The following is a 14,475-nucleotide window of genomic DNA, read 5'->3' on the forward strand; positions in this document are numbered from 1 at the left end:
ACGGCGCCGTCGATATTTCACCCTTGCGGCGCGGCTCAGGCCTTTTTGTTTTTCTTCTTGGCGTTGCGCTTTTTCTCATTGGCGGCGCGGCGCGCGCGGTAACGTTTGAATTTCGCGTTGTCCTTTTTCACCTTGAACGTCCTCCCAGTTGAGCGGGTCGTTGCGCGTCCTTTTATCGCTCCGTCTCTTTCGGCTCGGAGCAGCCGGCCTGAAGGCATTTTCGCGCGCGTGTATCAGGATACAACAAAAGGTCCCGGAAATCAGCGTTGCCGCTGCAATGCGTATCGTGTTCCTGAAATGCAATACCCGCCCGAAGGCGCCTCGATGAGAGGCGGGGCGGGTGTTGATCGCGGTTCGGCCGGATCAGCGGACATTCAGTCCCGATGCGGCCGGAGCCAGCGGTTTCGGCTGGCTGGTTTTCGGACGATGAGGCCAGAGGCTCTTCATCAGTACGCGAATGGCGCGCGCCCTGTGGACCCGGGCCTGATTAACCCTCTCGTTGTAGTATTCATAGTCGAGTCCGTTTTGCTGTTCGGTCATTTCAAACTCCTGTTGTTTATCTTCATGAACTGGAGTTGGGGAGCGAACATGAACGCAGTCTGCCCGAACGATTAAAGGCCTGTAATGTTGGTTCAAGTATGCGTGTGCCCGGAAGCTGCGGCTGAGCTGAAGCGCTAGCCCGCGACTTCGCCGACCAGCATTTGCGGGGTTGTATTGGTGTAATTGGGAATATCCGCCAGAACCGGGCCGGATGCTGCCATGGCGCTGTCGAGGGCTGCCTGGTCGGCGAAGATCATGGTGGCGATGGCGTAAAAGCCGGGCGGCGCATCGGGGCCTCCGGCAACGCCCTTTGTCACCAGCGTCGATTCGATATGAACACCCATATGTTCACCCACCAGCGGCATGTGCCTGGTCAGGTAATAGTCGTAGTCGAAATTTGTGCTGTCGGTTATCGGGTAAAGGACCTGGAGCGATAAACGCATGACGATTTCCTCCGGATATGATGTGCCGTTGTACGGTATCCCCGGATGGGGCCGTTTGAGTGCGGGAGGATGGCACGGTGCGGTGCTTTTTCCAAGCCGGCTTGCGCCCTTGCCCGGTGGCCGTTTGTCTTCGTTATCCCTGCCACAGGCCTCAATTCATGTTGGCTGTTTACCCGATAGCAGCCTGATGATGAAAAAGCCGATAAGGCTGGCTAAAGCCACCGGAAGGACGCCGTAGATGAAGACACCGACCGTCCCGAACAGTCCGCCCATTGCCATGCCGAGCAGCGACACCGGCAGGGCGACGATGACGAACCCCCACAGCCAGTATTGCTGCCTGCTTGTTTCCAGACGGTTCATGAAAAACACCACCGGGATAAACATCAGCCAGCCGACGGGAATGAAGATCAGACCCTGCAGCGCCGGCGCGAGGTCGAGCGCGCCGAAACGGAAAACGAAAATCAGCAGCTGCGCCGCATAAACGGCAAACCCGGCCCAAAGCGCCAGCGAGTATCGATAATGATGCACAATCCGCCTCCAGTGCATTCAGTGTGAATGTGCAAATACTACGATGAAAATACCGCTTCAATAATTGACGGTCTTTGGCTGTCTATCAACATCCCTCCATGAATGACGGCATGGCTGAAAACATTAGGAACCGTTTTGCGCATCAGGTGACCCGACACTGCGGTGCGGCAGGCCGAAACAGCCACCGTATCTCTTTGCAGGCTGCGAAAACGAATGCTACTTTGGCGAGTAGATTCCTGTACGCTCATTTCAGTCGCACAATGGGGCTTCCATGACAGATTTCAGATTTGCGCTCGCGTCAAAATTCCGTCCGTTTTCCGGCGGCACGCAACGCTTTGCTTGTCTTTTCATTATGCTGATTTTGACCTGCTCGCCGGTGTTGGCAACGGTCAAGACGCTCCTCGGCAATAAGCATCTGTATGATGGCGAAACCCTTGTATCGGCAGCCGGTTTTCCCGCCTTGATCAAGTATGTCGAGGCCGACAAGGACAAGCCGCTTGTGATCTTTGTCCCGGGCGATGCCCATCTGGCGCGCATCGCCTATGGATTCCCGAAGGGCAATCCACAGGATTTTCTCGCCTATTGGCTGAACCAGGCGGGCTATCCGTTTCTTGGTGTTTCCTATCCGTTGGAAAACCCCGTCTTCTCCAAAACATACCCCGAATACAATATCCGGGACTGGGGAGAACAGGTCGCGCAGATTGCCGCCCACACCGTCGCTGAAAACGGCTTGTCGAAACACGTCATAATCTGCGGCTGGAGCATGGGCGGAAAAATAGCGGCTTCGGTTTCCAGCGCGGTTCGAAAACATGGCCTGACAACCGATATTTTTGTCGCCATGTCGGCGGATCCACCCGTTGTCGGACTCCTGCCGAAATCGCTCACCGACAACATCAAGATGCTGCCCGACGGTCTTGCCGACAGAAAACGCGTCTTTCCCTGGTTCGTCAACGCCATTGGACAGCAAAGCACGTATAACGGTCGCACGATCATCCCCAGGGATGTGTTTCTTGGAGAATTCATCGGCAATATTCCGGTTGGTCTGATGGAAACGGGACTCGTCTATCGGGACGGCAAGTTTGTGCATGACCTGGAGGGCACGCTGAACGATGCCGAAATGCTCGACTTTGCTGTATATCCCATTCCGGCGGTGATCCACGGGGATTCGCCTGACGATGCGGAAAATGTCCTGTTTGATACGTCCGATTGGGCCTTTATCCGCAACAGGGCCATCGTCCGGCGGATGCGGGGGGACACGCCCTACGACAAGATCCCGCCGGCCCGCTGGCAGCAAATTCAGCAGGCGGTCAGAACATCCGGGCAGTATTTGACCGAGTGGGTGCAGGGCAACCACTTCTTCTTCCTCGGGGAAATCGGCGCTCGGGACGCGGCGCAGAAGATCATAAGACTGCACCAACGGGCCGCGACCATAAAGTGAGACGGTTTTCCGCTTGCCCGGATTTAGGCCACGTGAAAGGATTTGAGATTGAATCTGGATTCATTGAGTCAGCGGCACGCTAGTTGTGCGTGCCAGAATCTAAGAATATCCGTAACCGATGAACCGGTTGCGGTGAGTGCCTGCAATTGTACAGAATGTCAAAGGCGTGCCGGTAGCGTGCTAGGTGTGGCTGCGTTTTTCAAAGATACTCAGCTCGTTTCCATCGTCGGAGAATACTCGGTCTATAAACGCGCCTCCGGGCCGGATCGATCAATTTAATTTCACTTCTGCCCCAATTGCGGCTCGACCGTTTTCTGGCGTCTGAGTAAGTACCCGGATCATATTGCCATAGCAGTCGGGTGTTTTGCAGACCCGGATTTTCCGCCCCCAAAAAAAGGCGGTATGGACCCAGCACAAGCACCATTGGTTGGAATTTCCGAGCTCCGTAACGACATTCACCGGAGCACCGCGTTAATTATCAGAATGCCACTGCACCATTGGCGCGGCCGGACCGCGATGTTTGTCCCGGCCGCCGTTACGGTGCGGGGGCAGCGCGGCGACGGGTCATGAGCGCGACCACGTAGAGGGCTATCAGGACCTGGACGGCTGCATGGTAGAAAAAATAACCGGATGGCCGCCAGGCCTCGATGATCTCGGAGGAAACAACCGGCCCGAGCATCATGCCGAGGTTGAAGATGATGGCGAGGGTCGCACCGCTCCCGACCATCTCGTCCGGCTCCAGTTCGTCATTGACGGCGGCCAGGCACAGGCCGTACATCGACAGAGCAAGACCGGCATAAAGGCCGATGATGAGGTAAATGGGAATGACGTGGTCGACGGACGTTACCGCCAGTAGAAAGGCGGCCAGTGCGGCCAGCAGGGCGACCGCGATCATGATCTTGGACCGATCGTAGCGATCGGCCAAAATACCGACCGGCCACATGAAGATCAGACTGCCAAGAGACATGAAGGCCATGAAGATCGACACCTCGGCCGTGCTGAAGCCAGCCTTGTCGGCAAAGATCGCGCCCGCCCCGGCCAGGGCTCCCATGGCCAAACCGCACAAGACCGCGGCACCCACGCCCAGCGGGGCCTTGCGGAAGAGCGCGGCAATGCTGATCCTCTTGGGGGCCTTGAAAGCCGGAGCCGGCTTGGCGCTGAGCAGGATCGGCACGATCCCGAAGGAGATCAGCACGGAGGTCAGGATAAACAGTTCATAGCCTTGCGGATCGCCCATGTTCAGCATCAGCGCACCCGCGCCGAGCCCTGCATAGTGGAGGATAACGTAGAAATTCATGACTTTGCCACGAATCTCGTTTGTGGAGCTTTGGTTCAGCCATGTCTCGGCAACGATGTAGATCGTGGCAAAGCACATCCCGGTCGCGACCCGAAGCAGGAACCAGAAAACGGCATCCGGGACGACAGCGAACAGCAGGGCCGTCCCGGAAGCGATCGAGGCAACAGCCGCAAACACCTTGGCGTGCCCGACCTGGTGGATCAGTTTTGGTGCAAGCAGCGCACCCACCAGGGCGCCGGCGTAGTAGCCGGCCATGATGAGGCCGGTGTTCGAGGTGTCGAAACCCTCATCGAAGGCCCGCACGGCCAGAAGCGGTGCCTGAAGTCCGGCGCTCATTGCGATGGTGACGAGTCCGAAAAAAAGCGCCCAGCTTAAGACAAGAACAGACCTCATACCCCCTGGTCCCCTCCACAGACGCCGGCTCCACTCCCGAAAGGATATTCCGATATGACGGCGTCTCGTCCCGGCAGTCAACCGCCTATGCGTTTGGCGGCTCATGAATTGAATGACCGGGAACGGCGCCGGGCTGCCGGAAGCAGCTGGTTGCGGATCGGCGGAATTTGCCCCGGTGCAGTCGGGCGATAAACAAACACAAAATGGGGTTAAGTAACTTTCACCGTAATTCCAGGGGCCGCCTCTCTTTCCATGCGACTTTGAGCCATGCGCTGAAGCAGGCGATGGTCCCTGCATCTCGTTCCACAGGTCTCAAATTATGCTGGCTGTTTGCCCGACAGCAGCCTGATGATGAAAAAGCCGATGTGGCTGGCAAGGGCCACTGGAAGGACACCGGCATCGAATGCGCCGAGCCGGAACAAGAAAACCAGCATCTGCACCGCATAAACAGCAATGCCCGCCAGAAGCGTTGGCGAATATTGATATGTGTGCGAGGCCCGGCTCCAATGAATTCAGAAGGTGGTAGAAAACCCCGACTCAAATGGTGCGTTCATACTCGGCCAGATTCGATTGTTCATCAACGTCTTGCGGCAAATGGCACATTTTGGCGTGAACCGGCAAACTACGGCCGCAATCCACATTGGTTTGTTGGCTGCCCCGTTCACGGGGCACAGCTGAGGAATCAGACGCCAGCGCCGAACAGATGCAACACGAAGCCGAAAAGCTGCGACCAGATATAAAAAACGCCGGTGAACATCGGAATGCAAAGCAGCGCGCCGCCAATCGCAAGCAAAATGCCCCGCCTTATTCTCTGAGGACTCGTTCGCATCGGCGGATACGCTCCGGCTATTCCTGTTTCCAAGTAGCACTAGCTTATGAATAGACGCCGGCAGGCGTCCATTGCACAATGGTTTATTGACGGCAAGAGCATGTCCGGGTGGATGAATGGGCGAGCGCCGCAAGCCAATGGTGGAAACAGCCTGTCACCGCCAGTTCCGCTGTAATTTCAAATTACGGTGGCACCGTAATATTGCACCCAATATGTCACCATTGGGGTGTTTCGCAGACGGTTCCCAATTCGATCATATGGGCGGACAAGACCGCCAGTCGCTGGCTGTGGGATCTTAGCCCGCTTTCTTCGCAATGCGGGAACGGCCGATTAGTCTGCTATGCCAAAAGAAACGCAATGACCCAGAATACGCCGAAAATGGTTGCGCCTGCCGCGGCCAGCATCAAACCATAAAATGCGACTACAACCGTGAGCGCGAGTGCCAATATGGCACAAGAAACCAGCAATCTGATTGCAGCATATAAGATGACGGGCGCGAAAAATCCGACGACCCCCAGGAGTAAGATCGCGATTGCCCCGTCTTGTCCCTGCGCCAGCGGCAAAGCCGCAAACAAAAGACTGCTCGAAATGCACACCGTGTAGACGAGCCAATTCGGAGTTATCTTCCGAAGCGGACCGAAGAGTGGACCGGAAACATCCCAGAAGTCCTCGAGATCACTAATTTCTAGAGCATCCGAGAACGGCTGCAATATCCGTTCGATAGGGGAAAGTTGACGGGTGGTTGTAGCTCCAATCCGAAACGAACTGCCATTGCCTCCAGCAACTGCTCCTAAATTTGAAGTTGAGTGCTGCGGAGGTCGCGCGATCGGTGTCACCGGGGTTGGTGCCGGTGTGTGAGTTTGCACCAATGCCGACGTGTCTTTCCACATCTGATTGGTTCGAGCCACTTCTGCGTGATATGTCTGTAGCGCCTCAGCGTTTGCCATCGTTCCGGTCGAGATGCCATCCCGCCCTAGATCCTGCTGATATCTATGCTGGCGCCATTCTTCCTGTGTAGCCATGGAACGACTCCTTGACCTTATAAAATAAGATATCTTCTCCCGGAAATAAATGGCAACTAAACATATATGAATTAAGATTATGTATTTCTTATGTCTAATATTTTGATATTATAGTGTTTATTCCGCAAATTTACGTTGATGATTTAAGGGCATCCATTTCTTTTATGAAGAACAATATCTTTACATTTCCAAACTCTCATATTCCATAGATTGGAGTTAATTAGTTACGCTTAAATCTGACCGTAGCAGGCACAGGCACCGGAATTACGGCGACCGTTTACTTAATTCTCAAACTGGCAGAAGCAATCAGTCAGCCGAGACCGACAGCACAAGCGCCAAAACAGGCCCGCCAATGCGTGCCCATACATAAGACCATCAGCGGCAGCCCTTTCGAACCGCTTCCTTTTGGCCCTTCAGATTGGCAATTTGCGGTGCGATGTTGTCACCGCTCAATGTCGAGACCGGCAGCCCGATGAAAATAACCCCTGCGACATCATTGCCCCGCGCTTTTTCCTGTTGAGCTGACGCGCTTGCCAGAGCGTTATCAAGGTGAGTGGCCTCTCGCTTGAGCTGGCTGCAGGACCAGCCGGAATAGGTTGTCGTAGAAACATATGCCGGCGCAATGGACTCCGGCGATTTGGCACAACCGGAAAGAACGGCAGCCGCAGCCACCGCAATACAGATAAAACGCATAGAGAATCGTCCCCTTCTTGAAGTTGTTGAGGACGGTAATTGCAATCTTTTGGCGTGTCCACCCGGCGTTTGAGGATCAGACAGCAAAATACACGCCAGTGTTTCAGGAACCACACTGAGCGCAATGCCGCCAGCCTCAAAAGTCAGCCACATGTATTTTCTCACCAGCTGTTACGGTGTGTTTGATAAGGGCCGCGTGAACCGTCATCGTAATTTGAACGGCGGTATTCCTTTTATTGGGGGGATGTTGGTCAGAATTCGCAGGAACACATTTTACGATTTCGGTCGTTTCAAATTGAGTCTTAGTTGCCGCTCACCGAAGGTCATGAACGCTGGCACTTTACCTCTGACCTGACTGTGCGGCTCATGCCAGATACCACTTGGTCCACAACAACCCTCTTCTCCGCAGCCGCCGCCGAAGAATATGTCCTCGAACATCGCAAGGGCCAATTGCTCCGCTTGCCCGAATATGGCTGCGTCGTCCGCATAGGACCGTTCTGGTGGAAGGTCGGAAATATCATAAACCGGGCCACCCAAGTTGGTAACTTTGGACGCGTAGTAAAATTCGGAAACGACCTTTCGCCGGCCGGCTTCCGTTTGAACCAGTGATTTGTCCAGCCATGCGGCACCAATCAGAACACGCAACATCTGGGTAGCTAATTCCAGAGTGGGACCATTAACGTCGGATTGGTGGGGCGCGGTGGTGGAAATTGGCGGTTCTCCCTTTTGTCGATGCCGCGAAGAGCTGCCCATCTTCGAATACATCAACGGCTTATGCAATCCACACCGCAAAAACTCACATTACCGTAATCCCACAGTAATCCAGGGCCTGGCCTTGCTGAAATTGGGGATTGAGTAATCCGTCTCCGTAATTCTAATGTGGCATTCTGTACCAGGAACGAGGGATTCAATTGACATGATGAAACATTGCCTTTTTGCATCTGCCGCGCTGATGGTTATGACCGGATTGTCCATGGCGCAGACCGCGCCCGATGTGCAGCGCGGCCGCGTTCTGGCAGATACCTATTGTTCCATGTGTCATTCCATCGACAAGGTCGGTCCGAGTCCGCTGTCAATTGCCCCGCCATTTCGCGAATTGCACGAAAGCTACCCGGTCGAAGCCCTGGAAGAAGCGCTGGTCGAAGGTATCGTCACCGGCCACCCCAGCATGCCGCAGTTCAGCTTCGACCCGGATCAGGCAAGCAACCTGATCGCGTATCTCAAGACACTGGAATAATCTCGCCAACCCGGCCCGCTAACAACCTGCTTGATGCGGCAATCCGCATGGAAACTGTGAGGCGGCCGATTTGAACTAACGGGTGGATAACACATGCCGAGAAGCAAATTGGCCGAGCTATCGCGCGCAGAAAGCTGAGATGGAAGTCCAGGAAAGGGGATTTAGTAGACTGTCGCCGCAATACCATCAATGATGGCGGTGATGCCCGGCGCGCTTCGGCAGAGATTGAAATATGTGCCTAATAACAAACAAGCGTGCCGCCAACGATGTTGCAAACAGTGCCGCTGCTGGCCGCGGCTGCTCTTTGGCGGCTGATATCGCGATCGCGCTCCTGGACACCGCTTTGAACACACTGCGCGAACGCGGTCGTACCCTGTTTGTAGCCAAAGGTTTTGCAATCCTCGCTCTTTTGCTGCACGAGGATCTGTTTTTCTTCCGGAGTCATCTCGTCAAATGAAGTTTGGCATCCACTCAATACGAAAGCCGCTGCCGCAACGGCACAATATACAATACGCATAAATAAACGTCCCCTTCATGAAATTGCCGAGGACGGTAATTGCAATCTGGCAGAGTGTCCAGCCAGCGTCGGAGGATCAGACAGCGAAATACACGTCAGTGTTTCATGAACCACACTGCGTGCATGCCACCAGCCTCAAAAGTCAGAAAAAATCGTTGAAATCTGGTGCTGCCGGAGAGATTTGAACTCTCGACCTCTCCCTTACCAAGGGAGTGCTCTACCCCTGAGCTACGGCAGCGGGTCTTGGATAAGACGCGGTGCCTATTGCCATAGACTTGCATCCAGCGCAAGGACCAATCGGTACCCCTTGGCAAGGTTTTTTAATAAGCCTGTCATCCGGACGGGTGACGCTGCCGCAATTGCCCGATTTGCGCCACGTAATTGCCCTTTGCCTCTGCCGGATGAATGCGGTATGTCCCGTTCATGGGACAAAACAGCGACAAGGCCAAACCCAAAACACCGGCTGATACTCGAAAAGAGCGGCTGGCCGAGGAATTACGCGCCAACCTGCAGCGCCGCAAAAGCCAGGTCCGCGCCCGCCGCCAGGGTGCCAGGGACGAAGCCTCGGGGCTGCCGGCGTCTGACACGCAAAAGCGGCAATAACCGGAAACCCGGGACAGGCGGCTGTCGAAACGGAGAGAAGGCGGGCAGGGGCCCGGATAAGCGTATGGATCGTATCAAAATTGTCGGCGGCAACCGCCTGAACGGCGTCATCCCGATTTCCGGCGCAAAGAACGCGGCCCTGCCGCTGATGATCGCTTCGCTTCTGACCGACGACACGCTGACGCTCGAGAACGTGCCGCATCTCGCCGATGTCGAGCAGCTCATACGCATCCTCGGCAATCACGGTGTCGACTATTCGGTCAACGGCCGCCGCCAGCGCCAGGATCAGGGCTATTCGCGCACCATTCATTTCACCGCCCGCGACATTGTCGACACCACCGCGCCTTACGAGCTGGTCTCGAAAATGCGCGCAAGCTTCTGGGTCATCGGCCCGCTCGTTGCCCGCATGGGCGAGGCGCGCGTTTCGCTGCCCGGCGGCTGCGCTATCGGCACGCGGCCGGTCGATCTTTTCATTGACGGCCTCAAGGCGCTCGGTGTCGAGATCGAGATCGAGGGCGGCTATATCAATGCCCGTGCGCCGAACGGCATTCAGGCCGGGCGTTACGACTTTCCCAAACAGTCCGTCGGCGCCACTCACGTGCTGATGATGGCGGCGACACTTGCCAACGGCACGGTGGAAATCCACAACGCCGCGCGCGAGCCGGAAGTCGCCAATCTCGCCGACTGCCTCAACGCCATGGGCGCGCGCATCTCGGGCGCCGGAACCTCGACCATTATCATCGAAGGCGTCAGCGCGCTTTCCGGCGCCCGCCACCGCGTTCTGCCGGACCGCATCGAAACAGGCACCTACGCCATGGCCGTTGCCATGGCCGGCGGCGATGTGGTGCTCGAAGACACCAGCGCCAGCCTGCTTGAAAGCGCGCTTGATACGCTGCGCGCCACGGGCGCGGAGGTGATCCCAACCAATTCCGGCATCCACGTGCGCCGCAACGGCGCCTGCCTTGAGCCGGTCGATGTCACCACCGATCCGTTTCCCGGCTTTCCGACGGACCTGCAGGCGCAGTTCATGGCGCTGATGACGAGGGCAAAGGGCACCTCGCGGATCACCGAGACGATCTTCGAAAACCGCTTCATGCACGTGCAGGAGCTTGCCCGGCTCGGCGCCGATATCGCGCTTTCGGGCCAGACGGCGACCGTCACCGGCGTTGACACGCTGAACGGCGCACAGGTCATGGCGACCGATCTGCGCGCCTCCGTTTCGCTGGTAATCGCGGCGCTTGCCGCCGAGGGCGAGACGGTCGTCAACCGTGTCTACCATCTCGACCGCGGATTTGAGCGGCTTGAAGAAAAGCTCAACCGCTGCGGCGCGACGGTCGAACGGCTCAGCTCCTGACTGTGGTGCGAGCCCTTTAGAGCCCATTCGGGAATTAACGATTGGTTTGGCGCAGCCGGTTTTGAGGGATTTTTGACGAAAGGACGATGCCGCAGGCTGGTTGCCTGTCAGTCGGCCTTTCGGCAAAAAGCACCAAAACTGGCCGCGTCCGGCCGGATTGGACCTGTTTTGCCCACTATCGGCGCGCTTGATCTCGAAATGGCCACCAGCCGTTCCGTCGATCAATCTCTTGATATTGAACAAAACAGGCCCAACCAAACCAGTCGTAAATTCCCGAATGGGCTCATAAGGTAACCGCTTTCCGATAAGACAATTGCACCGCGCGCCGCGAACGACTATCTACCTTGGCAGTAATGCCGCCGGACAAGGGCGGTCGCAGCACAAGGGCCCGAAATGGAACTTCTCAAACTGATCGCGCTGGACAAGGAGGACCTGTCCGTCGTGTCCGCCTATATGCAGGATGCCGTCTTCAAATCCGGCGATCTCGACTTCCATGCGCCGGAAAAGCGCTTTTTGCTGGTCGGCAACCGCTTCGTCTGGGAAGAGGCCGAGGGCAAGCGCAAACGCAGCTTCGAGCGCCGCAGGGCCGCCCTTCATTTCAACCGCGTCGCGGCAGTCCGCTCACGCGGCTTCAAGCGCGGTGACGCCGACGCGGTCCTGTCGCTGCTTGCAGTCAATTTCGTGCCCGGGGACGAGCAGCCGGGCGGGCGTATCGAGCTGATATTTTCCGGCGATGCTGCCGTCGAGCTCGAGGTCGAATGCGTCGAGGCGCAATTGAGCGATCTCGGCGCGGCGTGGCAGACGGAGTTTCGCCCGACCCACCCCCTTTCCGACGTTTGAAAGAGCCGGCTTCCGACGCAGCCCATATCAGGAGAGCAAATTGGTCCAGAGACTGAACCAGAACGGCAGCGGATTTGCCGAGGCTTTTGACGCCCTGCTCGCAATGAAGCGGGAGGTCTCGCAGGACGTCAACGACGTCGTCGCGAAGATCATCGCCGATGTCGAGGCGCGCGGCGACGCGGCGCTGATCGACTACACGCTGAAATTCGACCGGCTCGATCTCGCCAAATCCGGCATTGCCGTGACCGCCGCCGAAATCGACGCTGCGATGGACGCGGTCGATACCGAGACGTTCGAAGCGCTGAAACTTGCCCATGAGCGCATTCAAAAGCACCACGCGCGGCAGATGCCGGCCGATGATTTTTACGAGGACGATCTCGGCGTCGGCCTCGGCTCGCGCTGGACGGCGATAGAGGCGGTTGGTCTTTATGTGCCCGGCGGCAGCGCCAGCTATCCAAGCTCGGTTCTGATGAATGCGGTGCCGGCGAAGGTTGCCGGCGTCGAACGCATCGTCATGGTGGTGCCGTGCCCCGACGGCGCGCTCAACCCGCTGGTGCTGGTCGCGGCAAGGCTTGCCGGCGTTTCCGAAATCTACCGTGTCGGCGGTGCGCAGGCGATTGCGGCGCTGGCCTATGGCACAGAGACGATTGCGCCGGTCGCCAAGATCGTCGGCCCCGGCAACGCCTATGTGGCGGCCGCCAAGAGACAGGTATTCGGCACGGTCGGCATCGACATGATTGCCGGCCCTTCGGAAGTGCTGGTTCTCGCCGATGAAAACAACAATGCCGACTGGATCGCCGCCGACCTTTTGGCCCAGGCCGAGCACGACGAGGCGGCGCAGTCGATCCTGATTACCGACAGCGCAAACCTGGCCGATGCGGTGGAAGCGGCGGTCGAAAGACAGTTGAAGACCCTGGCGCGCGCCGATATTGCCGCTGCGAGCTGGCGCGACTTCGGCGCAATCATCGAGGTTTCGGATTTTTTATCGGCCATGCCGCTCGTTAACCGGCTGGCGGCCGAGCACCTGGAACTCGCCGTTGACGATCCCGATGCGCTGCTGCCGCTTGTGCGCAATGCCGGCGCCATATTCGTCGGCCGCCACACGCCGGAAGTGATCGGCGATTATGTCGGCGGTTCGAACCACGTATTGCCGACAGCCCGCTCGGCGCGGTTTTCGTCAGGCCTTTCGGTGCTCGACTATGTCAAGCGCACCTCCGTATTGCGGCTCGATGCGGAGCAGCTCGGCGCGCTCGGACCGGCGGCAATCGCACTTGCAAAGGCGGAAGGCCTTGACGCCCATGCCCGCTCTGTTGCAATTCGAATGAATAGATAGGGGATAGCGCTGGGGGCGCATCCGGCTCAGGAGTTCGCATTGTCATGGCTGATGGCAGCGCTTTCAGGCTTTCGGAGGTAACGCTGGATGATTCCATCGGGCGTTCGACCCCTGATGTGGAGCATGAGCGCGCCGTCGCCATCTTCGACCTGATCGAGGAAAACAGCTTCGAGCCCGTCGGCCACAACGGCGGACCCTACAAGCTGCTTCTGTCGCTGGTCGATTCGAAGCTGGTTTTCACCATCACGCTGGAAAACGGCGACGCGGTCGCCACACATATATTGTCGCTGACGCCTTTCCGCCGCATCGTCAAAGACTATTTCATGATCTGCGAAAGCTACTACGAGGCAATCCGCAGCTCCACGCCCAGTCAGATCGAGGCCATCGATATGGGCCGGCGCGGCATTCACAACGAAGGCTCGCAGACACTGATGGACAGGCTCAATGGCAAGATCGCCATAGATTTTGACACGGCACGCCGCCTGTTTACGCTGGTGTGCGTGCTGCACTGGCGCGGCTGACCTTGGCGCTCGCGGAGGACCTTGAGCAAAACGGCCCCGGTGGGGCCTCTGCGCCGTCTTCGGTTCTTTTCATGTGTGGAATGAACTCCATCCGCTCGCCCATGGCCGAGATGCTGGCGCGGCGATACCTGCCGCCGGGAACCTTCGTCGCGTCCGCCGGCGTCAGGCCTGGCGAGCGCGATCCCTTTGTCGACGTGGTGCTTGAAGAGGTCGGACTTGATCTCGGCCGCCGCCAGCCGCAGACGATCGACGATCTGGAGGACGATTATTTCGATCTCGTCATTTCACTGGCACCCGAAGCCCATCACCGGGCGCTGGAGATGACCCGTTCAAGCGCCGTCGAAGCCGTTTACTGGCCGACGCCCGATCCGACCGTCGCCACCGGCACCCGCGATCAGATCGTTGCCGCCTATCGCAGCGTGCGCGACCACATCGAAATGATGCTGAAAAAGCGCTTCGGAAAGGTCTCGTGACCCGCCGCCGGCCACGCAAAAGCCGTTTTTGCTTCCAAAAGGCAACGGTTGACACATGAATTGAAACATAGGCGCGCAATTTGGTTCACAAACCGGAAGTGATTGTGTAGTTTCCCGCGCAATCGGGGCGGTATGACCGCCTGCGCCAACAACAGGATGACATTGACTATATGGCTAAGGAAGAAGTCCTCGAATTTCCCGGTGTCGTGACCGAGCTGCTGCCCAACGCGACTTTCCGGGTAAAACTTGAAAACGAGCATGAAATTATCGCCCACACGGCGGGCCGCATGCGCAAGAACCGCATCCGCGTTCTGGCCGGTGACAAGGTGCTCGTTGAGATGACGCCCTACGACCTGACCAAGGGCCGCATCACCTACCGGTTCAAGTAAGACCGTTTTGCTTCCGCGCTGAAAG

General features: G+C 57.4%; 18 protein-coding genes, 1 tRNA gene and 1 pseudogene. 10 read left to right on the forward strand and 10 right to left on the reverse strand.

Annotation, left to right across the window (positions count from 1 at the left end; all coding sequences use genetic code 11):
• Nucleotides 1-363 precede the first annotated feature (363 nt).
• The 4 genes from ABVT35_RS00555 to ABVT35_RS00570 all read right to left on the reverse strand — a co-directional run bounded on the left by ABVT35_RS00555 (nt 364) and on the right by ABVT35_RS00570 (nt 1,759).
• Complete coding sequence (locus ABVT35_RS00555) at nt 364-540, reverse strand: hypothetical protein (protein ID WP_368464109.1); 177 nt, start codon at nt 538-540, stop codon at nt 364-366.
• A 134-nt stretch (nt 541-674) separates the two neighbouring features.
• On the reverse strand, nt 675-983 hold the full coding sequence (locus tag ABVT35_RS00560; protein WP_368464110.1) for an EthD family reductase: 309 nt from the start codon (nt 981-983) through the stop codon (nt 675-677).
• A gap of 156 nt (nt 984-1,139) precedes the next feature.
• Entirely contained in the window at nt 1,140-1,511 is a 372-nt protein-coding gene (locus ABVT35_RS00565) for a hypothetical protein (RefSeq protein WP_368464111.1), read from the reverse strand.
• Between the two features lie 38 nt (nt 1,512-1,549).
• A complete protein-coding gene (locus ABVT35_RS00570) occupies nt 1,550-1,759 on the reverse strand; it encodes a hypothetical protein (protein WP_368464113.1) in 210 nt (69 codons plus the stop codon).
• Between the two features lie 23 nt (nt 1,760-1,782).
• Here ABVT35_RS00570 and ABVT35_RS00575 point away from each other — a divergent pair, with 23 nt between their 5' ends.
• Both ABVT35_RS00575 and ABVT35_RS00580 read left to right on the forward strand, forming a co-directional pair.
• Nucleotides 1,783-2,949: a hypothetical protein gene (locus ABVT35_RS00575; protein WP_368464114.1), complete on the forward strand. Its 1,167-nt coding sequence runs from the start codon at nt 1,783-1,785 to the stop codon at nt 2,947-2,949.
• Nucleotides 2,950-3,081: 132 nt separating this feature from the next.
• Nucleotides 3,082-3,519: pseudogene (locus ABVT35_RS00580) on the forward strand (GFA family protein).
• Here the strand turns inward: ABVT35_RS00580 and ABVT35_RS00585 are convergent.
• From ABVT35_RS00585 to ABVT35_RS00605, 5 genes are all read right to left on the reverse strand, one after another.
• Nucleotides 3,485-4,639, reverse strand: coding sequence for an MFS transporter (locus ABVT35_RS00585; RefSeq protein WP_368464116.1), 1,155 nt, complete (start codon nt 4,637-4,639; stop codon nt 3,485-3,487). The pseudogene ABVT35_RS00580 and the gene ABVT35_RS00585 overlap by 35 nt on opposite strands.
• A gap of 682 nt (nt 4,640-5,321) precedes the next feature.
• Nucleotides 5,322-5,468, reverse strand: coding sequence for a hypothetical protein (locus ABVT35_RS00590; RefSeq protein ID WP_368464117.1), 147 nt, complete (start codon nt 5,466-5,468; stop codon nt 5,322-5,324).
• Nucleotides 5,469-5,806: 338 nt separating this feature from the next.
• Nucleotides 5,807-6,490: a hypothetical protein gene (locus ABVT35_RS00595; protein WP_368464119.1), complete on the reverse strand. Its 684-nt coding sequence runs from the start codon at nt 6,488-6,490 to the stop codon at nt 5,807-5,809.
• Nucleotides 6,491-6,865: 375 nt separating this feature from the next.
• Nucleotides 6,866-7,348: a hypothetical protein gene (locus tag ABVT35_RS00600; protein WP_368464121.1), complete on the reverse strand. Its 483-nt coding sequence runs from the start codon at nt 7,346-7,348 to the stop codon at nt 6,866-6,868.
• A 108-nt stretch (nt 7,349-7,456) separates the two neighbouring features.
• Complete coding sequence (locus tag ABVT35_RS00605) at nt 7,457-7,948, reverse strand: hypothetical protein (protein WP_368464122.1); 492 nt, start codon at nt 7,946-7,948, stop codon at nt 7,457-7,459.
• 187 nt (nt 7,949-8,135) lie between these two features.
• On the opposite strand from ABVT35_RS00605, the gene ABVT35_RS00610 reads away from it, so the two are divergent.
• Nucleotides 8,136-8,420, forward strand: coding sequence for a cytochrome c (locus tag ABVT35_RS00610; RefSeq protein WP_368466238.1), 285 nt, complete (start codon nt 8,136-8,138; stop codon nt 8,418-8,420).
• Between the two features lie 680 nt (nt 8,421-9,100).
• Here the strand turns inward: ABVT35_RS00610 and ABVT35_RS00615 are convergent.
• Nucleotides 9,101-9,175 (reverse strand) — tRNA-Thr (locus ABVT35_RS00615).
• A gap of 185 nt (nt 9,176-9,360) precedes the next feature.
• Between ABVT35_RS00615 and ABVT35_RS00620 the strand changes: the two genes are divergently transcribed.
• The 7 genes from ABVT35_RS00620 to infA all read left to right on the forward strand — a co-directional run bounded on the left by ABVT35_RS00620 (nt 9,361) and on the right by infA (nt 14,450).
• Complete coding sequence (locus ABVT35_RS00620; protein ID WP_368464124.1) at nt 9,361-9,540, forward strand: hypothetical protein; 180 nt, start codon at nt 9,361-9,363, stop codon at nt 9,538-9,540.
• A 64-nt stretch (nt 9,541-9,604) separates the two neighbouring features.
• Complete coding sequence (gene murA / locus ABVT35_RS00625) at nt 9,605-10,894, forward strand: UDP-N-acetylglucosamine 1-carboxyvinyltransferase (RefSeq protein WP_368464126.1); 1,290 nt, start codon at nt 9,605-9,607, stop codon at nt 10,892-10,894.
• A 393-nt stretch (nt 10,895-11,287) separates the two neighbouring features.
• Nucleotides 11,288-11,734 (forward strand): DUF2948 family protein, encoded by a 447-nt coding sequence (locus ABVT35_RS00630; protein WP_368464128.1) that lies wholly within the window; start codon nt 11,288-11,290, stop codon nt 11,732-11,734.
• A 103-nt stretch (nt 11,735-11,837) separates the two neighbouring features.
• Entirely contained in the window at nt 11,838-13,067 is a 1,230-nt protein-coding gene (hisD, locus tag ABVT35_RS00635) for a histidinol dehydrogenase (protein ID WP_368466240.1), read from the forward strand.
• Between the two features lie 44 nt (nt 13,068-13,111).
• Nucleotides 13,112-13,588, forward strand: coding sequence for a UPF0262 family protein (locus tag ABVT35_RS00640; RefSeq protein ID WP_368464129.1), 477 nt, complete (start codon nt 13,112-13,114; stop codon nt 13,586-13,588).
• Nucleotides 13,589-13,659: 71 nt separating this feature from the next.
• Nucleotides 13,660-14,061, forward strand: coding sequence for a low molecular weight phosphatase family protein (locus ABVT35_RS00645; RefSeq protein WP_368464130.1), 402 nt, complete (start codon nt 13,660-13,662; stop codon nt 14,059-14,061).
• 170 nt (nt 14,062-14,231) lie between these two features.
• A complete protein-coding gene (gene infA, locus ABVT35_RS00650; protein WP_004435948.1) occupies nt 14,232-14,450 on the forward strand; it encodes a translation initiation factor IF-1 in 219 nt (72 codons plus the stop codon).
• Nucleotides 14,451-14,475: the final 25 nt, after the last annotated feature.

It is taken from the genome of Hoeflea sp. TYP-13, from assembly GCF_040932035.1.
GTDB lineage: Bacteria > Pseudomonadota > Alphaproteobacteria > Rhizobiales > Rhizobiaceae > Hoeflea_A.